The organism is Mucilaginibacter sp. OAE612 (genome assembly GCF_041806395.1).
GTDB classification, from domain to species: domain Bacteria; phylum Bacteroidota; class Bacteroidia; order Sphingobacteriales; family Sphingobacteriaceae; genus Mucilaginibacter; species Mucilaginibacter rubeus.
In genome coordinates this window covers 4360737-4385797 of sequence record NZ_JBGMUW010000001.1, presented here as the reverse complement: position 1 = coordinate 4385797, position 25061 = coordinate 4360737, and the positions used below count along the sequence as shown (strand labels likewise).

Below are 25061 nucleotides of genomic sequence, written 5' to 3'. Positions count from 1 at the left end.
AATGATGATCAAAAAGAAATTAATGACCGGTATCGCTGCTCTTGCATTCGTGGCCGGTATATTTATGAATGCGGCAGCGCAAACAAAAGCTCCCGCGGACAGCACGAAAAGGTACCTGGATAAGTTGCTGTCCTCAACGGATGAGGGTGACAAGGTGCTATTGAATACCCAATTAAATAAGCTGGTTGCAAGTAGCAGGGAAAGAGACATGATCCTGGCTGCCCAATATTACTACCGCTTAAAGAATACCAAAATGGCTGATTCTGTAAGGCAGATGGAACTGCAGAAATTTCCGGAAGGTGAAGAAGCAAGGCACAGGGGCCAAGAGGCTATTTACAAGGAAAAAGGCGCAGCCAATATGGAAGCTGCCTATAAAAATTGGTTGAAAAAGTTCCCGCCGCAAAATTTTATTACAGGTGAGATTGATGAAAGGCTAATCTATGACTACGTAAGGGCCCTTATTGCTACAACCTATGCCGAAGAGAAAAATACGGCAAAGGCCGTTGAATATGCGAATTCACTGGAGACTGATTTTTGGAAAGGTAACGCCTATAGTGGATTATCTGAGGCATTCCACAAGACAGGGGATTTAGCCCATGCAGAGATCTATGCGAAAAAAGCTATGGAGAGCGCCGGCGAATATACCGATGGTAAAAAAGGGGATAGCAATGCTGCTAAGTTTGCAGCTTCGGGATATGCAGGCCTGACCAGCACCTATGCCACTATCTTATTGGAGGAAAAGAAATACAACGAAGCCTTAAAATATGCTGAATTAGCTTACAAAAGCGCTACCGAATTAAATCCACGGCTTAGCTACAGGTATGCGCAGGTACTCATGGCGCTAAACCGGAACCAGGAGGCTTTTGACAAACTGGACGAAGTAGTTAAAGCCGGAAAAGCGACACCTGAAATGTCTGACGATTTTAAAAAGCTGTACATTAAGTTAAAAGGCAGTGATGCAGGTTTTAATGAATACGCTGCTGCTATACGTAAAGGTGTGATAGCGGATTTGAAAAAGAAGCTAACCAGAGCGATGGTTAAAGAGCAAGCCGCAGACTTTACGCTAACTGACCTGGATGGCAATAAAGTTTCGCTGGCCGGTTTAAAAGGTAAAGTCGTTATTCTTGATTTCTGGGCGACCTGGTGCGGCCCCTGCAAGGCTTCGTTCCCGGCCATGCAAATGGCGGTAAATAAATACAAAGACGATCCTAACGTTAAATTCCTGTTCATCCATACCTGGGAAAAAACGGCTACCGCAACAAAAGATGCCGGTGACTATATAGCGGGTAAAAAATATAGCTTTCAGGTACTGATGGATTTAAAAGATCCCGAAACCAAGGAAAATAAGGTGGTCAGTAGCTATAAGGTATTTGGTATTCCTGCAAAGTTTGTGATTGACGCCAATGGTAATATCCGCTTTAAACTAACCGGATTTGATGGCAGTAACGAAGCCGCGGTTGATGAATTGTCCATGATGATTGATATGGCCAAAGGTAATTCATAGCGGATAATATATTAATTCCTGAAATGTATTGCAGTAAGCTACTCGAAGCAGGTGAATCTTATGTAGCCCGGCTGAAGTGGAAAAAAGAAGGGTAACTAATTAAATAGAACCGCTAAAGCAGAAAAAGTACAGTATAAAATGATTATTCAATAAAATTTCCAGTTTTCAGGGTAATCATTGTTATAATAAGTAGTAATAGTGATTTTTACTGAACTATATAACGGTGCAGGAATGTTTAAAGGTTTCCGTACCCGTTTAATCTTTTGAAATCAAGCCCTGAGAACTATTAAGATAACCGCTATCAGCGTTAGGGAAGGACATAAAAATACCAGACATACAAAAATGAACTACAACAAAGGAAAATTTCTGTTGGGATTTATAGGGTTTATCATTGCAGGTATATCTGGGGTAAATGCCCAGGTAAAACACGAATGGAAACAGGCTACTGAAGCCGGTTACACGTATCGTTACGTAACCGGAGACCCCATGCATGCCAGGTTTTACAAGCTCAAAAATGGCTTAACAGTTATCCTGAGCGTTAACAAAAAGGAGCCGCGCATACAAACCCTGATTGGCGTGCGTGCAGGAAGTAACAATGACCCTAAAGAGCATACCGGGCTTGCACATTACCTGGAACACTTACTTTTTAAGGGAACTGATCAATACGGCTCGCTGGATTGGGCTAAGGAGAAACCCTACATGGAACAGATCGAGCAACTGTATGACCAATATAACCATACTACCGATGGTGCATCTCGCAAAACAATTTATCATCAGATTGACAGTGTATCGGGTCTGGCTTCGCACTATGCCATAGCCAATGAATATGAAAAGTTAATGGCCGGTATGGGTGCACAAGGTACAAATGCCCACACTTTTGTTGAGGAAACCGTTTACCAGGAGGATGTTCCTGCTTCATCAATAGATAAATATCTGGCAGTGCAGGCCGAACGTTTCCGATACCCGGTATTCCGTTTGTTCCATACCGAGCTGGAAGCGGTATACGAAGAAAAAAACCGCGGATTGGATAGTGATCCGCGTAAGGTGTATGCGGCTATGTTAGACGGCCTTTTCCCAACTAATAATTACGGTCAGCAAACCACTATTGGCACTATAGAGCATTTGAAAAACCCTTCATTAACTGCCATTCGCAATTTTTACAATACCTGGTATGTGCCTAACAATATGGCCATCATCATGTCAGGGGATTTTGATCCCGCTTACGTGATCAAAAAAATTGATGCTGATTTTGCCTATATGCAGCCCAAGCCTTTGCATGAATATACACCAGCTCCTGAACTACCAATCAAAGCTCCGGTAATTAAAGAAGTAGTAGGGCCCGATGCAGAAAGCATAAATATGGCCTACCGTATGCCCGGCGTACAGGATAGCCACGCGCAGGTAATGCTGGAAGTAGTAAGTCAGTTGCTGAGCAATGGCAAAGCAGGTTTGCTTGATCTGAACCTGAATCAACAACAGAAAGTACAAGGCGCGGGAGCTTATGGTCAAAGCTTTAAGGATTATGCCATGCTGGTATTAAATGGCAGAGCCAAAAAAGGTCAAAGCCTTGATGAGGTTAAAGCGCTTTTGCAGGCTCAGATTGAACAAATTAAAAAAGGAGATTTTGATGCTACGCTGGTGAAAGCCATCGTAAACAACGCCCGTCTTTCAGATATCAAAGACCTCGAAAAAAATGATAACCGTGCCAATAACCTGATGGATGCTTTTATCAAGCATAAAGGCAATGACTGGCAAAACGATGTAGGGCTGCTTGATGAAATGGCCAAAGTCAACAAGCAGCAGGTGGTTGATTTCGCGAATCAATACCTGGGCAACAATTATATATTGGTTTATAAGCGCACCGGTGAAGATAAAAGCATTGTGAAGGTCGAAAAGCCGGTAATTACACCAATCTTTATCAATAAAGAAGCGCAGTCGCCATTTTTAAAAGCTATTGCTGCCATGCCGGCAACACCGGTACAGCCGCAGTGGTTAGATTATCAAAAGGATATACAAAAAAGTAAAGCAGGTATAGCCGATGTGCTGTATGTACAGAATAAGGACAACTCACTCTTTACACTGTCTTACCGTTTTGATATGGGCAGCTGGAATAATAAAACGCTGCCCCTTGCCGCACAATACCTTCAGTTTTTAGGTACGGATAAGGCATCGGCAGCGGCAATCATTAAAGCATTTTATAACATTGCCTGCAACTACAATATAGCAGTAGGTACTGATGTAACCACAGTAACCATTACCGGTTTGCAGGAAAACTTTGATAAAGCGGTATCGTTATTTGAAAATCTCGTAGTTAATTGTAAAGCGGACGAAGGTGCCTTCACCGCTTTTAAGGCACGTATCGAAAAGGCGAGAGAGAATAACAAGCTTAATAAGACAACTATCATGCGCGGGCTGATACAATACGCCATGTATGGTCCCAATAACCCTTATAATTATCAATTAAGTAAAGCGGAATTGAATAGCGTAACGGCAGAGCAGCTCACTACCATGCTGCACAACTTCATGAGTTATAAACACACGGTGCTTTATTATGGTCCGGCGGCAATCACATCGTTAGCAGCTACACTGGGTAAACTGCATGCCATACCGGCCCAGTTTGTAACAATCCCGGTTGCCAGGGTATTTGACAAAACCAGCCAGAGCAGTAACCAGGTATTGTTTGCTGATTATGACATGGTCCAATCAGAAGTATACTGGGTGCGTAACACAGGCAACTATAGCCCGGATAATACCACTACCATCAATGTGTTTAATACCTACTTTGGTGCAGGCATGGGCTCTATTGTATTTCAAACGATCAGAGAGTCAAAAGCACTGGCTTATTCAACCTTTGCGCAATACTTATCGCCAGATAAAAAGGACGGCAGGTATTCAGCGGTAGCTTATGTAGGCACACAGGCCGATAAAATGAACGATGCCATACGTGGTATGAATGAGCTGTTAAACGATATGCCTGAAAATAACACGCTGTTACAAAATGCCCGGCAAGGTATTAAGCAGGATATTGCGACAGAGCGCATTACCCAGGACGGTATTATTTACAATTACCTGGCTGCACAAAAACTGGGATTAGATTATGATTACCGGAAACAGGTATATGAAACGGCTGACAAGATTAATTTTGCCGATATTCAAAAATTTCACGACGATAACCTGAAAAACAAGCCTTATAGCTACTGTGTTCTGGGGTCGGAAAAGAAGATCACTCCGGAAATATTAAAACAGTACGGAGAGGTTAAAAAACTAACATTAGAGGAGATTTTTGGCTATTGATATAACACAAGCCGGTCATATAAATCACCATAAACTTCCGGATAAGTGAACCCATAAAACAGGCAACATCCTTACAAGTGTTGCCTGTTTTATTAAACAGAAAAATTATAACGGATAGGCTGTATCGCTCTTGGTTTCAGACAAAACAAAGAAGCTTTGCACGGTGGTGATATTGGGTAGGGTTGCCAATTTGTTCCGGTAAAAATGATGATAAGCCTCCATGTCACTCGTGGCTATCCGCAGGATAAAATCAAAGGTCCCGGTCATCTGGAAACATTCCATCACTTCGGGGAACTTGGCAACTTCTGCTTCAAAGTTATTTAGCGTATTGGCGGTATGGTCATTTAAAAGTACGTGGCTAAAAGCAATCAGGTTTCTGTTGATCTTTTTGCTGTCAAGAATAGCTACAATGCGCTTAATGTAACCCTGGTCTTTCAACCGCCTGATTCTTTCATGAATAGTGGCAATTGATTTATGAAGCTTGTAAGATATTTCCTTGTTGGTTAATGAAGCATTTTGCTGTAAAAGCTTTAAAATTTCAAGGTCAGTTAGGTCTAAATCATTCATTTATAAAAGTTTAAAAGCTGGGCTGCTGAAAAAACATACAAGGATAGGAACTAATAATTGTAAAAGCCGAAAATAAACAAACTATGAATGCAATTCACCATAAAATTTACGGTTTTTTTTTAAATGATTGTTACTATTATAGGATATGCTGAAATTTAAGCATTAAAAATTTAAGTATGAGAGACGGGGTAGCAGTATCGGATCTAACAATAAATATGGAAAAGAAGTTTCAGGACTTATGGTATCTGGTGGGCAATACGCCGATGTTAAAATTACAGTATACCTATAAAGGGAAGCCTGGAGAAATTTATGTGAAATGCGAACATTATAACCTTACGGGCAGTGTAAAGGACAGGATGGCGCTGTATATTTTATACAAGGCTTATAAAAATGGGAATATAGCACCTGGCGATACCATTATAGAGGCTACCAGCGGCAACACGGGTATTGCGTTTGCAGCAATTGGAAGGACACTGGGGCACAATGTAAAAATAATTATGCCCGATTGGCTAAGTAAAGAGCGGATTGATATTATCAAAAGTATGGGAGCCGGGGTATTATTGATCAGTAAAGAACAGGGTGGCTTTTTAGGCAGTATCAAATTAAGTGAAGAATTAGCTGTTAAGGGTGATGTTTTTTTACCCAGGCAGTTTGAAAATAAGGATAACGCTGAAGCACACGAAATGACTACCGGGCCCGAAATATGGGAGCAGCTTGTCAGCATGGGCCTTAAGCCCGATGCATTTGTAGCCGGTGTAGGCACAGGCGGTACGGTTATGGGAAGCGGTAAATATCTGAAAATGATGAACCCTGAAATTAAAATTCACCCGCTTGAGCCCGCGGAGTCGCCCACGTTAACAACGGGCCACAAGGTTGGGAGCCATCGGATACAAGGGATTTCAGATGAGTTTATACCTGCAATTGTACGGTTGGATGCCCTGGATGACGTAGTGCAGGCAAGGGATGGCGATGCTATCATTATGGCGCAAAAGCTATCCAAGCAACTTGGACTGGCAGTAGGCATATCGTCAGGTGCTAATGTTATTGGTGCCATTAAATTAAGAGAACAATATGGGGAACATGCAATAGTAGTTACACTGCTATGCGATAGCAACAAAAAATACTTAAGTACCGATCTGATAAAAGATGAGCCAGTTGAACAGGGATATCTGTCAACAGATACCGATTTTACAGGTTACCAACCTATTCCCCGCTTAAACGAACCTATTATTCAATAATTAATAAAAACAAAATGCAGAGAATTACCACCATATTAACCGTACTGATCCTGTTCGCACTGCAAATCAAAGCGCAAATTTTGCAACCGGTAAAGTGGAGCTATGCCGCTAAGAAAACCAGTGCAACCGAGGCGGTTGTATTCATCAAAGCAACTATTGATGCCGGCTGGCATGTATACTCCCAATTTGTTAAAGATGGCGGGCCGGTAAAAACCACTATAGATTTTAATCCGTCGAGTACTTTTGCCTTAGCAGGTAAAACCACCGAACCGCAGCCTGTAACCCGGATGGAAAAGGCTTTTGGGATGGAAGTTAGCTTTTTTGAAAACACTGTAATTTTTCAGCAAAAGATCAAGCTAAAGGCGAAACAGGTAATGGTTACCGGTAAGTTGGAATACATGACCTGTAACGATCAGAAATGCTTACCGCCGGATAATATCGAATTTAGCATACCGGTAAAATAAACCTGTAAAATTCATGGCATAAATGCAGATTTTGGGGATACCCAGGCTACGCCTTTGCCTGGCTTTTTCAAATCTGATCAAATACAAGAATGGCATGCCGACCTTGCTTACAGGAATTATAACCAATACGGGGATTAAAAAAGAAGTTTAATGAAGCGGATCATATTATTTATTTTACTAACAACCGGGATCTTGTCTACCCAAGACGCGGTAAAAGCACAGGACACTTCTTCTGCCTCGGGCATAGAATTTACCCCTATTAATTCATCCCCGGCTGCAAAAACCACCGGGACAACAAAAAAAGACGGCAGCCGGGAAAAAGCAGTGGACAAAAAAAGCGGCAAAACATTAGCTGCAACTACCAGGGAGCAGAGTAAACAAACCTTATGGACTATATTTTTAGCCGGTTTAGCCGGTGGATTTGCAGCCTTGTTAATGCCCTGCATTTTCCCCATGCTGCCTTTAACGGTTAGCTATTTTACCAAATCAGGTGAAAAAAAGGATAACGCGGTAGGTAAGGCTGCCATTTACGGAATCAGCATAATAGCCATATATGTGGTGATGGGACTCCTGGTAACCGTCATTTTTGGCGCCGACGCCTTAAATAGTTTATCAACCAATGGCATCTTTAACTTTGGCTTCTTCCTGTTGATCGTGGCGTTCGCCGCATCTTTTCTGGGTGCTTTTGAAATTACCCTGCCTTCGGGCTGGGTAAATAAGATGGATCAGAACTCGGACAAAGGCGGTTTGGCAGGGCTATTTTTTATGGCGGCCACCTTGGCGCTTGTATCTTTTAGCTGTACCGGACCCATTATTGGTACCTTACTGGTTCAGGCCGCCACAACAGGGGCATTGCTGGGGCCTGCTATTGGTATGCTGGGTTTTGCACTTGCACTTGCTATTCCGTTTGTATTATTTGCGATGTTTCCCAGCTGGCTTCGATCGCTTCCCAAATCGGGCGGGTGGCTTAACAGTGTGAAAGTAACATTGGGATTTCTGGAATTGGCACTATCCCTCAAATTTCTGAGCAATGTAGATCTGGCTTATCACTGGCACTGGTTTGACCGCGAAATATTCCTGGTGCTATGGATCGTGATTTTTGCACTTATGGGCTGCTATTTGTTGGGCAAGTTAAAGTTTAGTCATGACAGCGATCTGAAGTTTATTTCGGTTCCCAGGCTTTTTTTAGCTGTTGTAGTGCTGGCGTTCAGCATGTATATGGTGCCCGGTTTGTGGGGTGCTCCACTCAAATCAATCAGTGCTTTTCTTCCGCCGCAGGCCACCCAGGATTTTGACTTATCTGCTCAGGCTATGGCTCCTAACAATCAAATCAATAGCAATGGCGCAGCCGATATGAAACCGCATAAATATGCCGACCTGTTTGATAAGCCAAAGGGCTTTAATCCCTATTTCGATTATGATGAAGGTCTTGCCTATGCAAAAAAAGTACATAAACCAGTAATGATAGACTTTACCGGCCATGCCTGTGTAAACTGTCGGAAAATGGAGGCTGATGTTTGGTCGGATAAACAGGTCTATCAACGAATTACCCAAGACTATGTGCTGATACAATTATATGTCGACGATAAGACAGATCTGGCTGAAAGAGAACAGACCACTACGCATGAAGGCAGAAAAATCCAAACTGTCGGCAATAAATGGAGCTATCTGCAAATTTCAAAATTTGTATCCAATTCGCAGCCATTTTATGTGTTGCTTGATCCGGATACCCAAGAACCCTTGGTCGCGCCGCAGGGAGCAGAGTATGACCCCCTCAGCTATCTGAAATACCTGGACAGTGGTTTAAAGGCGTATGTTGAATAACAGGTTGATACAATTATATCACTAAACCGCCAAAAAAGAAAGATGGGTTTGACGGTTTACTAAAGAAAGCTTCAGTCGTTCTTTATTCAGTTAATAGTTTATAAATTAACGACATCCCAGAAGCGGATGTCGTTATGTGCAATAACATAGTTACACTTCACTTTGGTAAATTGAATATCATCAGGATGTTAGACAGGAACTTCATCCGGTATATATTACTGTCCAAGGATAGTCTTTTTTATTTATCAATACCTGATAACAATATGGTGTGCTCGACTTTATGACCCGGAACCTTATTTAGACTTTACATATTAATTATGAGCACTAACATCATATTATACAAATATTGATAACGAGGTTGTTACTGAGCAACGGCTGAATGACCGGGGGCGCTACTTAAGGCACGTCTTTGAAGAGGAAAAACTAGTGAAATCAGCTCCCGGCTGTAATGGGCCTCCTTTTTGCAGGACACAAATATTTCTGCGATCTCCATGTGGCAAGTTACAATAAATTCACCCGTATTAAACTTTCCGCTGCCGCCAGGATGGCTGCTTTGGGCGAGCGCGGCGACCAGCCCAGTTGGTGAATAGGCCTGGCACTGGTCAGGTCCATCGGGATACCCAGCAAAGGGATCATGCTTTTGACCATGGGGTCTTTTAACGCCGCAATGCGCAAGGCAAGGTTCGGCAATTGCTTCACCTTTACTTTACCGGCGGACGCACCCAGGTTTTCTTTTAATATGCGCGCTACCTCTACCAGCCAGATACTTTCGCCGCCGGTTGCGATAAAGCGCTGGCCTTTGGCTTTAGGGTCGATCATGGCCCGCAGGTGCAGATCGGCCACATCACGCACATCTACAAAACAGGCATTGATCTTCGGACAGCCGGGCATCTTGCCGCTCAGCAGGTTTTTGACCAGGTAAATGGAATGCGAATATTCCGGTCCCAGTACCGGGCCCATTACCGCTGCGGGGTTTACAACGGAAAGTTCTAGCTGGCCGCCTTTCTGCGTTATAAATTCCCAGGCCGCTTTTTCGGCCAGCGTTTTGGATTTTTGGTATGCGGGCGCACTGGTAGTATTCGTCCAAAAGGGTTCGTCATACGACCGCTCCAATGGCTGAGGTTAATACAACACGCGATACGCCCGCATCCCTGGAGGCTCGCAATACCCGCAGTGCGCCTTCCCGCGCTGGGATGATCATTTCATCCTCATGCTTAAAGTTTAACTTGGGCGTGGGTGAAGCGATATGAAGGACGTAAGTACAGTCTCTCACCGCTTCATCCCAGTTGACATCGCCGGATAGGTCAGCTTAGATAAAGGATAACCGTTCACCAACTTCCACACCGCCTTCGCGCAGCATGGTACGCACGATTTCTTCCCGCTTGAGTTCACGCAGGGCCGCTCTGACCCCGTAGCCCGCGTTTAAGAGTTGCAGGATACAATGCACGGCGATGAAGCCGGCGCCGCCGGTTACCAGCACTAATTTTTCAGTGTTTGAATCAGTGTTCATATTTTACTTATTTGATAAACCAAAGTTCGGTTGATCGCCGGTGCGGCGTTTTGTTAAAAAGGCGCAATATACTTTGTTAAAAAGGCGGGTTGATATGGCTCAAATTGATTAATTTATGTCCTTTGAGACAGGTTGTTTCCTGCCTAACTTTGAGGTATGGAAACAAAGGCTGAGCAAAAGCGGATCGTTATCGTGGTGATGTCCGGCAATATGTTGCTAAACTTTGCAGGACCGTCAGATGTGTTTACCCATGCGAACAGTTGTTTAACGGCAGCCGGTCTACCGGCGGGTTATGACGTGATGATCGCGGCGCCTGTCCCCGATCGTAAATTGACAGGCAGCACCGGCGTCGAAATTCATTGTCCGTATTACGCTTTGGAGATCGTTCAACCCATCGACACGCTGATCATTGCAGGGAATGACCGTAGTGCGGACGGTATAAATCGCTTTGCCGGGTTCCACCGGTGGCTGGGCGAAATAGATACTTGTAAAATCAGGCGTATCGCTTCGGTTTGTGGCGGGGCGTTTGCGTTGGCACAGGCAGGCTTGCTGGATGGTAAAAAAGCGACTACCCATTGGGAACGGACCATGCACCTTCAAAAAGATTATCCAAGAATACGGGTAGCAGGCGATCAATTCTTCGTTAAGGATGGCAATATTTATACTTCCGCCGGTGTTTCCTCCGGTATTGATCTGTCTTTGGCCATGGTGGAAGAAGATTATGGGCGCGAAGTTGCCATCCGGGTAGCCCGTAAGCTGGTCTTTTACCTGAGCCGGCCGGGGTTTCAGTCGCAATTTGGCACCCTGCTTCCTGCATATGAAGCCGAGAATATCGGTGCGAAGGTACAGCACTGGTTAAAGGATCGTTTGCATGAGCCGTTGGATGTGGCCGGTATGGCGAATCAGTTTAACATGAGCACGCGGAACTTTACCCGTGTATTTCATAAACATACGGGTATTCCACCTGCGAAATTTATTGAAAAGCAAAGGGTGGAAGCGGCCCGTAAATTATTAGAAAATACGGATATGCCTTTAGAGCGAATAGCTGAACGTTGCGGCTTGGTTAACCTGGTAGGGATGCGGCGTACCTTTTTGCGGCACCTTAATGTGACGCCTTCTGATTACCGGCGGACTTTTCGGACGGCCCTGAAAGATGCGGGTATCGCAGAATTACTCATTTCATAAAAAATAATATAACATGAAAATAGCTATCAATGGTTTCGGTCGCATAGGCCGGATGACTTTACGCGCGCTGCAATCTCACCCTGAAGTAGAAGTTGTGGCCATCAATGACCTGACGGATGTGGCAACGCTTGCGCATCTCTTAAAATATGATACCGCACATGGCCGCTTCCCCGCGGAGGTGGCCACGGAAGGCGATACTTTAAAAGCTAATGGTAAAAATATCAGGATGTTTAAGGAAAAGGACCCCACGAAATTGCCCTGGGGCGAATTGGGTATTGATGCGGTGATCGAATCAACGGGCCGGTTCACGGACAAAGCGGCGGCGCAGGCGCATATTGATGCAGGAGCCAGGAAGGTCTTGATCACGGCACCGGCTACCGGTGGCGTGAAGACCATCGTGCACGGCGTAAATAATGAACTAATCGGTGGCGACCAGATCTATTCTACCGCGTCGTGTACCACCGGCAGTATCGCGCCTGTACTACTGGCGCTGGATAATGAATTTGGTATCGAATCGGGTTATATGGTTACTGTTCATGCTTTCACAGCTGATCAGAACCTGCAGGATGCGCCGCATAAAGACCTGCGCCGTGCGCGGGCAGCGGCTTATTCCATCATCCCGACCACGACCGGGGCGGCAAAGGCCATCGGGAATGTATTGCCGAGTTTGAAGGGGAAGATGGATGGCTATTCCTATCGCGTACCGGTGATCGACGGTTCGATCGTTGATCTATCCATCAACCTGAATAGGGAAGTGACAGCGGCTGAGGTAAACGACGTTTTAAAACGTTACGCCGATACCTCGCTTAAAGGTATCATGGAATATACCGAAGAGCCTTTTGTTTCCGCTGATATCTTAGGCAACACCCATTCGTCGATCGTGGACGGCGGAATGACAAAAGCCATGGGCAAACTGGTTAAGGTTGTCGCCTGGTATGATAATGAGGTGGGCATATCCAACCGGATTGCAGAATTGGTTTCCCTGATATGATTTCTGTTATGGCAGATGTTTGTTATCCGTAGTCAGGGACGACCCAGTGACACTGGAAAACTGCTGATCATCCGATGAACGGGAGCGCTTTTGCCATCCTGACGCCGTGCAGATTGAATAGCCGAACACGCTCACGCGTAACCTGGCCAATCGAAATCTGCAGGAACTAAAAGCGGCGTCTTGTCGCGGCTTTTAGTTCCTGCAAAAAGACAGTCAGGGGGTGGTACGGCTGTTTCAGTGCGGCAATACCGTCATAGCGGAAATAATCTGGCGGGCAGGCTGAACGTAGCTTTGGGTAATATTCAAGTGTTTCCAGTCTTGCAAGGCCTTAATATTGTTTATCTGGGTGTCGGCCTGTACTCATCATTTTTCCTGCTATGACAGCCCCATTCGTGCTGGTCAAATAGCGTTGACCCATAAAATTTCGTGAACCTTTTGCTGCTTCTGATTTTTGCTTTACGTCATAAGCATACATCGACAAAAAAAACGCTTTCTTAGCGGCTTAGATCATTCTTCAAACTTCAAATTGTTACCATTTGGTAAAAAACGCATATAAACCGGCGGTAGCCTTAACGCACAGTCACTGTTGCCGGTAGGACGTCCGCGATCCGTCGGTTCAGGCTGCATTATCCTGCCCATGACTCGCCGGGTAATACCCCATCGTACCAGTATGAATTCCACAACTTTCTAATATCTCCGGTTAAAGTTGACTTACCGGTACTTTTCATGCTTTAATCAAAAATAGCAAAAGCCTTTAACCAACCGTTAAAGGCTTTCCATTTACAACTTCGCTTTTGCGTTTAGCCGACAACCGGTAATGAGCCGCCGTCAATCGCATAATTGCTGCCGGTAAGATAAGTCGCCGACGGTGATACCAAAAAGTGGATTAATTGAGCGACTTCTTCCGGCTCAGCCATGCGCCCCATCGGGATGCCGCCGGTTTGTGCCATCAGTTGTTTCATCCCTTCCCCTGGGGTGATACCTGCTGAAGCTGCGTAATCATTCAAAAACCTGACCATTGGTTCTGTTCTGGTAGCTCCGGGTGAAACGGTCAGTACGCGTATACCTTTATCGGCCAGTTCTGTAGCCAGGGCTTTGCTGTAACTGTTCAGTGCAGCTTTAGCTACCGCATAAGCCATATTCAGGTTCCAAATCGCCTGTTTACCGGCGACAGAAGAGATATGGATGACCACCCCGCTTTGCTGTCTGATCATTTGCGGCAGTAAGATCCTGTCAAGCCTGATAGCGGAGATCAGGTTCAGGTCCAATTCCTGTTGCCAATGGGCATCGCTTAAGGTACCGTGGCCACCGCCCGGCGTGGTCAGGCCGCCTACGTTATTGATCAGGATATCAATCCCGCCGAATGTATCCGCAATCTCCTTCGAAAGCCCGGCTACCTGGTCGGCATCTGTCAGATCTGCCGCGATGAAATGATGGGATTTCACTTCCGGTTTCGTCCTGGCGCTTACGATCACCTGTGCACCCGCAGTCGCTAATTCATCGGCGATCGCTTTACCAATACCTTTGGTGCCACCGGTTACCAACGCCTTTTTTCCTTTTAGATCTTTTGTTTCCATGTCGTGTACTTTGATATTCTGAAACATTTGTTTCAGAATTCGTTAAAAAAAATTATTTAGTTAATTGTTTAATGAAATATTCCGCCATACGCTTGATCTTGACCGGGTCGCGATGCAGGATGAAGGATTCATACCAGCCGGTCCAGGTGCTGTTAAAATAATCTGCGAGCAAAGCCGGGTCTTCATCATTGCGGATCTCGCCATGGTCCATGGCTTTTTTGATCAGGTTATGTAAGAACTGGTAAGAGCGCTGATCGTCGGCAGCCAGTATCTGTTTGACGCGCTGATCATTGGTAGCCACCTCGAATGCGCTTTTAACGGCCATACAACTGTCTTCGCCATTGATGATCACGTTCACCGCTTCATGAATGTAGTCGACAAGAACGGCTAATGGCGACCTTTTGCTTGCCAAACGTTTGTCCCAATCCTGTTTTCGGATGTCCGTATAGTGCTGCACACAACGTACGAACAGTTCCTGTTTGTCACCTATCGTATTGTACAGGCTGCTGCTGTTGATGTGCATGGCATCCGTCAGGTCACGAAGCGAGGTCGCGTGATAACCTTTCTTCCAGAAAACTTCCATTGCTTTCCGGATAGCGAGCGATTCGTCAAATTCTACGTTCCTGGCCATGACGATGCAAAGATAGGTAAATCTGAAACAATTGTTTCAGATTTGCGTCATAAATGCTCCGTAAACGATTATGACGCCCTCACACGGCTTTCGCGCTTTTGGCTACAATCTGGCGACTTTGTTTACAGGTGTGCAACATGGAAGCCCCAACTTTGCTGTCATCAAAAACAGCAAACATGGAAGCCCCAACATAACACAGTCATGATCATCGGCAGTACCAGCGGCTTCGGTTTGTAGTTCGCCTCCCGGCTCGTAGCAATGGGTAATACCGTCATCATCACCGGCAGGAATGCTCAAAAACTGGAGGACACCCGGTAAAAGTTACCGGCAGTGCACACCACACAAAGCGATGTCAGCAAAGCAGAAGATATTATTGAGCTGTTCGAAACTGGTCGAAAAAGCCAAGGGAAAGCTTTCTATGACCGAACTATCCGTCAGTGAATTGCCTGCAGCCCGGGTTTTGGGCATTCCCAATCCTTCAGCAAACTGTTCAAAAAATAAAACACGGCAGCCTCCGCCGGAGTTCAGGTCGCATTTAAGTAATTGGCGTTAAAATGGGACTGATTTGACAGAAGCCGGCCTGCGGCCTGTTAACTTTGCGACCTGGCAACGATCAACTATTCAGTGCTCGACCTGGCAACGGTCATCCAGGGACACACCATTGCAGACAGTTTTAATTATAGCGTGGCGAATGCACAACAGGCGGAGGCTTTAGGCTACACGCGTTACTGGTTCAGCCGAACCTCATCATATGGTGAGCGTCGCCAGTTCTGCTACTGAATAGATATCCCGACTTTTTACCATCCCCTCATGGCGTACTTGAAGTGCATGGCATCGAGCCAGATAACCAGGTACACAGTTTCCAGAGGACGATTCTGCCATTCCTTGATGGAGTTCAATCAATTCAGTTCGGCAATTCTGCCAGAATCTATTGCTGCATTGCCCGTTGGACGATAATATCCGCTATATCTTTCATCGTGCATATTGATTACGTTAATGCAATATTGCTACAACAACTATCTTCCAATATTATCCCCCGCTATCAAATTATTAAAAAAAGTTTGACGGTGTCTAAAAAGTTTCTACTTTTATATCATAATAGACCAGAATAGACCAGTTAAATCAAAAATCAATTATGAAAAGAAAAGTACCTAAAACACTGGGGCTTGCTATGTTTTGCTGTGTTATGTTATGCAGCATTCAACAAGCTTTTTCCCAGCAGCTTAAATCAATTTCGGGGCTCGTGAAGGATGAGCAGGGGATACCTATGCCCTCGGTAGGTGTAAGCCTTGTGGGCACTTCGCAAGGCACCGTTACCAGTACTGATGGGGCTTATAAGATCAGTGCGCCCCAAAATGCCACTCTTTTATTTTCTTTTATCGGTTATGAAAAACAAACGGTAAAAGTCACCGCCAACTGGGATGGGAACGTAATCATGGTCCCGGATAAAAAAACAAAAAACCTGAATGAGGTTGTTGTGGTAGCTTACGGTACGCAAAAAAAAGCTAACCTGACCGGTTCGGTAGCCTCAATAGGCTCAAAGGAGCTGCAGGACAGGCCCGTTACCAATCTTAATGACGCTTTGCAGGGCACCATGGCCGGCGTTACCGTTACTACAACCGGCGGACAGCCGGGCACTTCGGGTAACATTAATATCCGCGGTATCGGAACGTTAAACAACAGCGATCCGATGGTGGTGGTTGATGGGATCATTGGTAGTTTATCAGATGTGAACCCGAATGATGTGCAGTCTGTTTCAGTATTGAAGGATGCGGCATCAGCGTCAATTTACGGATCGAGAGCTGCTAATGGCGTGATACTGATCTCTACCAAACGCGGTAAAAGCGGCAAAATGCAGGTAAACTATAATGGTTATTTTGGTAAACAGAAACCATCGAACCTGCCCGATTTTTTACCATCGTGGCAGGCGGCTACCCTTTACAATCAGGCTCTGGCCAACGAAGGTCAAACTCCTTACTGGACAGCCGACGACATCACCAAGTTTAAAGATCAAACTGACCCTGATACGCACCCCAATACCGACTGGCAAGGTTTCCTATACAAAGGGAGCGGCTTTCAGCAAAATCATGCTGTCCATATCAGCGGGGGAGATGAGAAAACCCAGTACGCCTTTTCACTCGGTTATTTTCAGCAGGATGGTATTATCGCGAAATCAAATTTCAAAAGATATTCTACCCGTATGAATATCAATTCGGCCTTAACAAAAAAATTTAATATTAACGCCAACTTATCGTTCTTATACGCGCCAACTGAAGCGCCTGATGGTTTGGGTGGCGGCGATATCGGCGGTATTATAGGTACAACGGCTGCCATGAGCAGCACAGTGGTAAACCAGTATAAAAACGGAGTTTATAACTACCTGTCGTTTGGTAACCCTATTGCCTGGCTTAATTCGCCGGGGTATAACAATAATCAAAATACGCTTTTTACCGGTAATGTTGGTGCAGATTGGGAACCAGTTAAAGGTTTGCATTTCAAGCCTTCATTCGCATACAGGCATAATACAAATCCCGCGCAGGAGTTTAAACCGGCTGATGTTTATTACGATCCCAAAAATCCTTCATCGGTACTTACTACCATTAGTCAAAGCTCACTGGCTAATGCCAATGTGGTTAACAGTTACTACAACCTGCAGGGTTTGCTGGAATATGACAGGACTTTTGGCAAACATAGCATCAATGTATTAGCGGGCGCCTCGCAAGAGCTTACCAATTACCAGTACCTGTATGCTTATCGGCAAAACTTTTTAAATAGTTCGCTGTCGCAAATTGACGCTGCACCATCCCTTGGTCAGCAAAATGCCGGTACCGCCAGTCAATTAGCATTGCTTTCTTACTTTGGTCGTGTAAGGTATTCGTACAATGATAAGTATTTGCTGGAAGCTAATATTCGCGATGATGGTTCATCCCGTTTTGCCAGGGGGCAACAATGGGGCGTATTTCCTTCTTTTTCCGCCGGTTGGAATATCTCCAAAGAATCGTTTTTCGAATATTTATCCAGTACTATTCCCTTGCTTAAGCTAAGAGCTTCGTGGGGTAAATTGGGTAACCAAACTTTGGTAAATCCCAATAACGGCAGTCAAACGCTGGCCAGTATGGGCGCGCTGAATATAGTTAGTCCTTATCCTGCTATTTCAACTATTTCAAGCGGGCAAAACTATTCATTTAACCAAACGCTGGCACCAGGTATTGCACTAAATAACGGCGCTAATCCGCTCATCACCTGGGAAAAATCGACCACTACCGACGTTGGCTTCGATATGGAGTTGCTGAACAGTAAATTGAACTTCACAGCCGATTATTTTGTTAAAAATACCCACGATATCCTGCTGCAACTGCCTGCCAGCAATGTTTATGGTTTTACCACACCTTACCAAAACGCAGGCTCGGTGCGCAACAAAGGCTGGGAGTTTGCTGCCGCGTACCGCGATAAAATCGGTAGTGTTTCGTACAACATAGCGGTAAACGCGTCATTCATAGCCAATAAAATAACTGATCTGGCCGGTACCGGCTCTATCTCGAGCGGACTGGTTGTTGGCGAGCCTATCAAAGCCTTTTACGGTTACCAGGTTGAAGGTATTTTTCAGACGCAACAACAGGTAGCCCAGCATGCTAAACAAAGTGGTGGTGTTATTGGTCCAGGCGATTTGATGTACAAAGATATCAGCGGGCCTAACGGCACACCCGATGGTGTTATTGATGGTAACGATCGTGTATACCTGGGTACGCCTTTCCCAAAAACAACATTTGGTTTTACACTTGGCGCTGGCTGGCATGGTTTTAATGTAAGTGCCTTTTTTCAGGGAGCTTTGGGTGTTAAAAACTATGTTCAGGGCTTCGAGTTAGGTTCATTGCAACAGCCTAACATCGGCAATCCGACTAAGGCATTGCTCGATGCCTGGACTCCGGAAAATACTTCGGCTACTTTCCCAAGGTTATGGTCAACGTATTCGCAAAATAATCCGCAGAACTTTGTGTCATCTTTTTGGGTTAGGAATGCTTCTTATTTAAGGCTCAAAAATTTATTGGTAAGCTATAACATTCCAGGCAAGCCACTGCAGCGAATAGGCGTGAAAGGAGTGAGGATTTATTACAGCGGGCAGAATATCCTCACGTTCACCAGCTTTTATAAATGGGTTGATCCTGAAACCAGCGCCGGTAACAACGCGTACGGATCTTATCCGCAGTTAAAAACTAATACCCTTGGTATCGAGGTATCATTTTAATTATTAAAAAAATGTCGATGAAAAAAATATTCATAACCGTAATTATATTAGGTTCGGTGGCCGCATCGGGATGCAGAAAGGCTTTCCTAGACAGAGCGCCATTAGATTCGTACACCAATACCGTACTCTGGAAATCATCCAACGATGCCCTTGCTGCTTTAAATGGCTGCTATTCTAAATGGGGAGGCAGCAACAACGGCTACTACGGAATTTTTGCTGATAATAACTCTGATAACACGTTCGATCAGTTCCCCTGGGAAAACTGGCTGTCGCTTTCGGCGGGGATAGCAACCCCAACCAATACGGGATACTCGAAATGGAATTATAAATGTATCCAAACCTGTAACTGGTTTTTGGATAACGTTGGCAGCACCGATATGGATGCCACATTAAAGGCCAGGCTTATTGCTGAGGCCCGTTTTTTAAGGGCTTACGAGTATTTTACGCTTAGCCAGTTATATGGCGCAGTTCCGCTGGTTGAGCACAATGTTTCGCCCGATGAGGCCAATAAAGTGGTACAGGCAACCAAGGCTGATGTTGTAGCCTATATACTTAAAGAACTTACTGCCATTGCGCCCGATCTGCCGGTTAGCTATTCAGGTGGTGATATTGGCCGTGTAACCCGTGGTGCTGCCATTGCTTTAAAAGCCAGGATTGAGCTTTTTAATAAAATGTACACCGACTGTATTGCCGATTGCCAGGCGTTGATGGCGCCGCCGTTTACCTATAGCATTTATCCAAGCTATGTTAATCTGTTCCGCCAGCCTTTTGCTGACAACCAGGAAGTGATACTGGATGTTCAATTTAAAGCGAGCGATAATAACTTTGGATGGGCCAGGAATATGACCATCAACTCATTGGGAGGCTATAACTCCATAGCTCCAACCCAAAGCCTGGTAGATGCTTATGAAACAAGCAACGGTAAAACCATTGATGATCCTGCATCGGGATATGATCCAACGCAACCTTATAAAAACCGCGATCCGAGGTTGAGCGCAACCGTTTTTTATCCGGGTGCGCAATATAGCAGCAGGTTGCCTTACGGGCAGTACTATGATCCTCTGTCAGGCAGTCCTAAAACTATCGACCATTGGGGCGATAACAATTGTAGTCCATCGGCTTATGGTTTAAGGAAATATACTCCTGTAATTGCCGACTTCCCGAACATGGACCAGGTAGGCATGAATGTAATTCTGATTCGTTTTGCCGAAATTAAATTGATGGATGCCGAAGCCAAGATCGAAAGCAATAAAATCGATGCTACGGTATATGATGATATCAACTCGGTACGAAAACGTCCTGACGTAAACATGCCTGCTGTTGATCAGACCAAATATAACGACCAGGCAAGTTTACGCACCTTATTACGCCGTGAACGTCGGGTTGAGCTGGCAGTTGAAGGCTTGAGGTGGTTTGATATCCAGCGCTGGCAAATTGGTCAGCAGGTAATGAACGGGCAGGTTACCGGCAGTTTGCAAGGGAGCGTGAGCCAAACTAATGGCGCGCTGACCCTTATGCCGGGCACTACTATTAAAGTAGGAACACCGCGTGTATTTAATGCAGCTAAAAATTACTTATTCCCAATACCTCAAACAGAGATAGATTTGAATAAAAATCTAAAACAAAATCCCGGGTATTAATTAAAATACAAATGTTTGGCAGCCCCGGCTGCCAAACATTTGTATCCGATCGGAATTACAGGCCGATTGGTAACGGCGAAAAAGAGCGACGGGTTTGCCGCCTTTTTCTTACTTTGGCTAAAATGTACTGGCACAATGGATAAAATTTTTCAGGAGATCAAAAAGCTTACAGATATCCCTTCCTATTCCAAACACGATAGGTTTGTGCAGGGCATTATCAACGCTATTAACGAGAAGGTTATAGGCCAGGACGAGATGCTGCCATCTGTAAACAAGTTGATTAAGGAGTTGGGGTTTTCGAGGGAGACGATCATCAAAGCGTATCGTGAACTGATTAGCAGGGGCATTGTTGAATCCAAAAACAGGCATGGCTATTTTGTGGCCAACAGTAACGCGGAACAAACACTGAATGTAGCCCTGTTAATGTATAATCTGGATAGCTTTGAAGAGCAGTTTTACCGCAATTTTCGTTATGAGCTTGGTCCTAATATCCGGTTAAACCCTTACTTTCACCATGGTGATATCGAGATATTCGAAACCATTCTTAACCAGATCAGGGGAAAATATGGCATGTATGTAATAGCGCCTATCCCTCATCCAAAAACAAAAGAACTGCTGCGAGCTATCCCCCCAAATAAATTCCTGATGTTTGACAGGTATGAACCTGTGGATGGCGATTTTAACCACATTACCCAGGAGTTTGGCCAATCATCATACCGTATCTTCGCCGAACTGGCCCCTAAGATCAAAAAGTTCAATGAGATTATATTTTATCATTCGCCGGCGTCGCTCGATCCGAAAGAGATCGTACCATCGTTTAAGAAATTCCTGAAGGATTTTAACATCAAAGGGCGTATCATTAAGGAGTATACCCATGGTTCGGTTGAAAAGGGGAAAGTTTATTTTACCTTAGACAACTTTGCTTTATGGCAAATTATGCGCGATTGTAAAAGCATGCAACTTATTCCCGGTGAAGATGTGGGTGTACTATCGAGCAATGATGAGCCGGCCAAGGAGATCATCGGCATTACTACTTTTTCGGCCGATTTTGCCCGTATGGGTACGCTGGCCGGGCGGGCTATCGTCAATAAAGAAAAGATCAGCTTAACGATGCCAACCATTTTATTTGAACGGAGCACACTTTAATTTTTACCAAAAACAGGGCGAGGTGAATTGGACCATACTAACCAGTTTTCTTTTTTTTACAGGTATAGTTGGCCTGTTATCCTGGTATAAAACCCGCAAAAACAAGCTCAACACACTTAATGGTTTCTTTTTTGCCGATAGGAGCCTGGGGTTTTTACTGGTTGGCGGAGGCCTGCTGTTTACTAATATCAATACCGCCACTATTATAGGCGAAAACGAGCTGGCCTACACGCACAATATGTCTGTAATGGCCTGGGGCATGACATCGGTGCTGGCTATGCTGCTGGTATCGGAGTTTTTGATGCCCATGTATCTTAAGCTGGGTATTTCAACCACTCCCGATTATCTTACCGCCCGTTACGGCGCAGGCATTGGAAAGCTGGTTTCCTGCATATTCCTTGTAAGTTACATTATTAACCTTTTACCATCGGTTTTATATAGTGGTGCGGTTGCTTTCAATGGCCTGTTCCATTTTTCTGATGTTTGGAAAACCGATTACTGGACAACCATCTGGATCCTGATCTGGATAATGGGAACAATCGGCTGTCTGTATTCATTGTTAGGAGGATTGAAGGCGATATCTACCTCAGATACCCTGCTCGGCTTTGGTATATTCGCCGGAGGGTTTTTGTTACCATTTTTGGGTTTACGGTACCTGGGGGAGGGCAATATGATGCAGGGGCTGCATATTTTGCTGAATAACCACCGTGAGCATTTAAACAGCATTGGTACGGCTACCGATCCAATCCCATTCAGCACCTTATTCACCGGCATGCTGCTGGTAAACCTGTATTACTGGGGTACCGAGCAATATATAGTTCAACAGGTTTTAGCCTCGCGGGATTTAAAAAGCAGCCAGCAGGGTATAGCGGTAGCCTGTTTGGGTAAGCTGATCTCGCCGTTATTGCTAAACTTGCCGGGCCTGATAGCTGTGCATGTTTTTACGCATTTAGATAATACAGCCGAGGTATTCCCGAAACTGGATAGTCTTGTATCGCCGCCTTTTATAGCGGGTTATATCGCTGCTATCATTTTTGGCGCAGCCCTCACTACTTTTAATGCTGGTCTTAATAGCTCAAGTACATTGTTTATATTAAATATCTATAAACCCTGGACGGAAAAGAACGGCAGAATATCTAACGAGAGGCATATGGTCCGCGCAGCGCGACTATTTGAGATAGCGATTTGCCTGCTGGCTATGTTCATTGCACCTTTTATCATATTCGTAAAAAACGGCTTTTACACTTATGTACAAATGGTGAACGGCTTTTTTAATGTGCCCATTTTTACCATTATGTTTATCGGGTTGGTTACCAAGAGGGTGCCCGCCAAAGCAGCGAGCATCGGGTTGGCCTTTTTTATTACAACCTATGCGCTTACACAAACAGTGTTTGATCTGCATATCCACTTTTTGCATATCCTCGCCATATTATTTTTGATAACCTGTGGGCTGATGCTGCTTATCGGTAAGTTTTTTCCTATGGCAGAGCCCTATCAACTGCAGATCAATACCCTGGTTGATATTAAGCCATGGAAAAACCGGCATATCTACAGTTGTATATTATTGCTGATCATGGTATTGATGTTTATTGTGTTTTCTCCACTTGTACTTGCAAAATAAGTTTGGACAATAAATAAAATTATCTATTTTTATAAAATAGACCAGAATAGACCAATTATGAATTTTCAACTTTTCTTAATTCACAGGCTTTTGGCGTCCGCGGTAATGCTGTGCATATTTAGCAGTTTGCCATCTTTTGCCCAGGACGTAAAATTTACCTCATCTGATAAAAGAATAGAACAGGCATTTGCCTGGGCCAAAGATATGGCGCTGCATTATAAAGGACATCCTGCCGACCCGGTAGGACCCTGGTACGAATCGGCGCTCCCGCCACGCGACGCCTTTTGTATGCGTGATGTATCCCACCAAAGCATAGGCGGGGAGATACTTGGCTTAAAGCGCGAAAATAACAACATGCTCACGCTATTTGCCCGCAATATATCCGCTTCAAAAAACTGGTGTTCATACTGGGAGATGAATAAGACAGGTAAGCCTGCTCCCGAAGATTACCGGAACGACCGCGAGTTTTGGTATAATCTCCCGGCTAATTTTGATGTGCTGTATGCCAGTTGGCGAATGTATTTGTGGACGGGTAATAAATATTATATTAACGATCCGGTATTTGTCAATTTTCAGGAAAAAACAGTTAAAGATTATATCGATACCTGGGTGCTGTCGGCAGATTCTTTGTTGAACAGGCCTGCGCACCCTAATGCGCCTGTGCCTTTTAATGAAAGTGATCCGTTCCACCGGTGCCGGGGATTACCTTCCTACTCGGAAGGCGTACCTAATTTAAAAACCGGTGCCGACCTGTTAGCTGCCCTTTACCAGGGATTATCAACGTACTCGGCCATATTGGCCAGCAAAGGTAAACTGGCCGAATCGAAAGCCTACGCCCTGAAAGCCGAAAAGTATAGGCACAAATTAGAGGCGGATTGGTGGGATACCAGGGATAATTTGTATTTTACTTATTACGGCAGGGATGGCAAATTTGGCAGGGACGAAGGCGAGACTTTTTTGCTTTGGTTTGATGCTTTGAAAGATACTACGCGTATCAAAAAAACGCTGTCTCACCTGGCCTCCAAAACCTGGAATGTTGAAAATACTTCCTACCTGCCCTTAATATTTTATAATAATGACTCCTGGGATAAGGCCCGCGATTACCTGTTGTATCTATCTGATAAAAATACCGGAAGACGGGAATATCCTGAAGTTTCATTTGGTGTAATTGAAGGCATTGTACAGGGCATGATGGGGATAACGCCCAATGCCCGTTCGCAAAGCATTACTACCATTTATAAAACAACCGGTAACGGTGATGCAGCTATCAGTAATTTACCCATGCTCGGTACGATGATCAATGTTGTTCATCAGGGTACACAACAATCTTCGCTAAACAATAATGGCAAATTACAGATCATTTGGAAAGCAATGTTTTATGGTACTTATAAACAGGCCTATGCTAACGGCAGGCCGGTGCCTGTTAAACATGTAACCGACAATTGGGGGAAATACATATCCTTTGCTGAAGTTACAGTTAAGCCCGGTCAGCATATTAAAATCAGTGTGAAATAATAAAGTCAGTTACATCCATATCTACTACTATTTAATGAATTTTTGCTCGCGAAAACATTGCTTAATCATACTCGTTTTTCTAGTACAACTGCGTTTAGTTTCGGCGCA

Annotated in this window: 18 protein-coding genes; 12 read left to right on the top strand and 6 right to left on the bottom strand. The window is 44.7% G+C overall.

All coding sequences use genetic code 11. The annotated features are described in order from the left end of the window. Window position 1 precedes the first annotated feature (1 nt). Window positions 2-1504 (top strand): redoxin domain-containing protein, encoded by a 1503-nt coding sequence (locus tag ABID99_RS18260; RefSeq protein WP_373614693.1) that lies wholly within the window; start codon window positions 2-4, stop codon window positions 1502-1504. Window positions 1505-1846: 342 nt separating this feature from the next. Continuing rightward, entirely contained in the window at window positions 1847-4798 is a 2952-nt protein-coding gene (locus tag ABID99_RS18255; RefSeq protein WP_373614692.1) for a M16 family metallopeptidase, read from the top strand. 105 nt (window positions 4799-4903) lie between these two features. Here ABID99_RS18255 and ABID99_RS18250 read toward each other — a convergent pair whose 3' ends face one another. Further along, entirely contained in the window at window positions 4904-5365 is a 462-nt protein-coding gene (locus tag ABID99_RS18250) for an Lrp/AsnC family transcriptional regulator (protein WP_373614691.1), read from the bottom strand. Window positions 5366-5580: 215 nt separating this feature from the next. Here ABID99_RS18250 and ABID99_RS18245 point away from each other — a divergent pair, with 215 nt between their 5' ends. The 3 genes from ABID99_RS18245 (at window position 5581) to ABID99_RS18235 (ending at window position 8891) form a co-directional block, all read left to right on the top strand. Next, window positions 5581-6603 carry a PLP-dependent cysteine synthase family protein gene (locus tag ABID99_RS18245; protein WP_373614690.1) on the top strand — a complete coding sequence of 341 codons (1023 nt, stop codon included), beginning with the start codon at window positions 5581-5583 and terminating at the stop codon, window positions 6601-6603. A gap of 14 nt (window positions 6604-6617) precedes the next feature. After that, the gene (locus tag ABID99_RS18240; RefSeq protein WP_373614689.1) at window positions 6618-7067 is read left to right on the top strand and encodes a protein-disulfide reductase DsbD domain-containing protein; all 450 of its coding nucleotides are present in this window, start codon (window positions 6618-6620) and stop codon (window positions 7065-7067) included. Window positions 7068-7217: 150 nt separating this feature from the next. Beyond that, on the top strand, window positions 7218-8891 hold the full coding sequence (locus ABID99_RS18235) for a protein-disulfide reductase DsbD family protein (RefSeq protein WP_373614688.1): 1674 nt from the start codon (window positions 7218-7220) through the stop codon (window positions 8889-8891). A gap of 501 nt (window positions 8892-9392) precedes the next feature. Here ABID99_RS18235 and ABID99_RS18230 read toward each other — a convergent pair. The 3 genes from ABID99_RS18230 to ABID99_RS18220 are packed head-to-tail and all read right to left on the bottom strand — an operon-like array spanning window position 9393 to window position 10401. Beyond that, window positions 9393-10004, bottom strand: a complete 612-nt coding sequence (locus ABID99_RS18230) for a hypothetical protein (protein ID WP_373614687.1) — start codon at window positions 10002-10004, stop codon at window positions 9393-9395. Beyond that, window positions 9988-10164: a hypothetical protein gene (locus ABID99_RS18225; protein ID WP_373614686.1), complete on the bottom strand. Its 177-nt coding sequence runs from the start codon at window positions 10162-10164 to the stop codon at window positions 9988-9990. Before ABID99_RS18225 ends, ABID99_RS18230 begins: the two co-directional genes overlap by 17 nt. Before the next feature lie 36 nt (window positions 10165-10200). Then, window positions 10201-10401: a hypothetical protein gene (locus tag ABID99_RS18220; protein WP_373614685.1), complete on the bottom strand. Its 201-nt coding sequence runs from the start codon at window positions 10399-10401 to the stop codon at window positions 10201-10203. A 156-nt stretch (window positions 10402-10557) separates the two neighbouring features. Between ABID99_RS18220 and ABID99_RS18215 the strand changes: the two genes are divergently transcribed. Together ABID99_RS18215 and gap are read left to right on the top strand one after the other, a co-directional pair. Then, complete coding sequence (locus ABID99_RS18215; protein ID WP_373614684.1) at window positions 10558-11586, top strand: GlxA family transcriptional regulator; 1029 nt, start codon at window positions 10558-10560, stop codon at window positions 11584-11586. A 13-nt stretch (window positions 11587-11599) separates the two neighbouring features. Beyond that, a complete protein-coding gene (gene gap, locus ABID99_RS18210) occupies window positions 11600-12577 on the top strand; it encodes a type I glyceraldehyde-3-phosphate dehydrogenase (protein ID WP_373614683.1) in 978 nt (325 codons plus the stop codon). A gap of 800 nt (window positions 12578-13377) precedes the next feature. Here the strand turns inward: gap and ABID99_RS18205 are convergent. Both ABID99_RS18205 and ABID99_RS18200 read right to left on the bottom strand, forming a co-directional pair. Continuing rightward, complete coding sequence (locus ABID99_RS18205; RefSeq protein ID WP_373614682.1) at window positions 13378-14154, bottom strand: SDR family oxidoreductase; 777 nt, start codon at window positions 14152-14154, stop codon at window positions 13378-13380. 52 nt (window positions 14155-14206) lie between these two features. Beyond that, window positions 14207-14785: a TetR/AcrR family transcriptional regulator gene (locus ABID99_RS18200; RefSeq protein WP_176628695.1), complete on the bottom strand. Its 579-nt coding sequence runs from the start codon at window positions 14783-14785 to the stop codon at window positions 14207-14209. A 1135-nt stretch (window positions 14786-15920) separates the two neighbouring features. Between ABID99_RS18200 and ABID99_RS18195 the strand changes: the two genes are divergently transcribed. The 5 genes from ABID99_RS18195 to ABID99_RS18175 all read left to right on the top strand — a co-directional run bounded on the left by ABID99_RS18195 (window position 15921) and on the right by ABID99_RS18175 (window position 24953). Further along, complete coding sequence (locus tag ABID99_RS18195; RefSeq protein ID WP_373614681.1) at window positions 15921-19031, top strand: SusC/RagA family TonB-linked outer membrane protein; 3111 nt, start codon at window positions 15921-15923, stop codon at window positions 19029-19031. Window positions 19032-19048: 17 nt separating this feature from the next. Beyond that, window positions 19049-20671 carry a RagB/SusD family nutrient uptake outer membrane protein gene (locus ABID99_RS18190; protein WP_373614680.1) on the top strand — a complete coding sequence of 541 codons (1623 nt, stop codon included), beginning with the start codon at window positions 19049-19051 and terminating at the stop codon, window positions 20669-20671. A gap of 135 nt (window positions 20672-20806) precedes the next feature. After that, the gene (locus tag ABID99_RS18185) at window positions 20807-21817 is read left to right on the top strand and encodes a winged helix-turn-helix domain-containing protein (RefSeq protein WP_373614679.1); all 1011 of its coding nucleotides are present in this window, start codon (window positions 20807-20809) and stop codon (window positions 21815-21817) included. A gap of 22 nt (window positions 21818-21839) precedes the next feature. Then, complete coding sequence (locus ABID99_RS18180; RefSeq protein ID WP_373614678.1) at window positions 21840-23438, top strand: solute:sodium symporter family transporter; 1599 nt, start codon at window positions 21840-21842, stop codon at window positions 23436-23438. A 57-nt stretch (window positions 23439-23495) separates the two neighbouring features. Then, a complete protein-coding gene (locus ABID99_RS18175; RefSeq protein WP_373614677.1) occupies window positions 23496-24953 on the top strand; it encodes a hypothetical protein in 1458 nt (485 codons plus the stop codon). The last annotated feature ends 108 nt before the right edge of the window (window positions 24954-25061 follow it).

What these genes read in the sequence shown, in the direction of transcription:
- ABID99_RS18260 (WP_373614693.1), top strand. Translation starts at nt 2, where the DNA reads ATGATGATCAAAAAGAAATTAATGACCGGTATCGCTGCTCTTGCATTC.
- ABID99_RS18255 (WP_373614692.1), top strand. Translation starts at nt 1,847, where the DNA reads ATGAACTACAACAAAGGAAAATTTCTGTTGGGATTTATAGGGTTTATC.
- ABID99_RS18250 (WP_373614691.1), bottom strand. Translation starts at nt 5,365, where the DNA reads ATGAATGATTTAGACCTAACTGACCTTGAAATTTTAAAGCTTTTACAG.
- ABID99_RS18245 (WP_373614690.1), top strand. Translation starts at nt 5,581, where the DNA reads ATGGAAAAGAAGTTTCAGGACTTATGGTATCTGGTGGGCAATACGCCG.
- ABID99_RS18240 (WP_373614689.1), top strand. Translation starts at nt 6,618, where the DNA reads ATGCAGAGAATTACCACCATATTAACCGTACTGATCCTGTTCGCACTG.
- ABID99_RS18235 (WP_373614688.1), top strand. Translation starts at nt 7,218, where the DNA reads ATGAAGCGGATCATATTATTTATTTTACTAACAACCGGGATCTTGTCT.
- ABID99_RS18220 (WP_373614685.1), bottom strand. Translation starts at nt 10,401, where the DNA reads ATGAACACTGATTCAAACACTGAAAAATTAGTGCTGGTAACCGGCGGC.
- ABID99_RS18215 (WP_373614684.1), top strand. Translation starts at nt 10,558, where the DNA reads ATGGAAACAAAGGCTGAGCAAAAGCGGATCGTTATCGTGGTGATGTCC.
- gap (WP_373614683.1), top strand. Translation starts at nt 11,600, where the DNA reads ATGAAAATAGCTATCAATGGTTTCGGTCGCATAGGCCGGATGACTTTA.
- ABID99_RS18205 (WP_373614682.1), bottom strand. Translation starts at nt 14,154, where the DNA reads ATGGAAACAAAAGATCTAAAAGGAAAAAAGGCGTTGGTAACCGGTGGC.
- ABID99_RS18200 (WP_176628695.1), bottom strand. Translation starts at nt 14,785, where the DNA reads ATGGCCAGGAACGTAGAATTTGACGAATCGCTCGCTATCCGGAAAGCA.
- ABID99_RS18195 (WP_373614681.1), top strand. Translation starts at nt 15,921, where the DNA reads ATGAAAAGAAAAGTACCTAAAACACTGGGGCTTGCTATGTTTTGCTGT.
- ABID99_RS18190 (WP_373614680.1), top strand. Translation starts at nt 19,049, where the DNA reads ATGAAAAAAATATTCATAACCGTAATTATATTAGGTTCGGTGGCCGCA.
- ABID99_RS18185 (WP_373614679.1), top strand. Translation starts at nt 20,807, where the DNA reads ATGGATAAAATTTTTCAGGAGATCAAAAAGCTTACAGATATCCCTTCC.
- ABID99_RS18175 (WP_373614677.1), top strand. Translation starts at nt 23,496, where the DNA reads ATGAATTTTCAACTTTTCTTAATTCACAGGCTTTTGGCGTCCGCGGTA.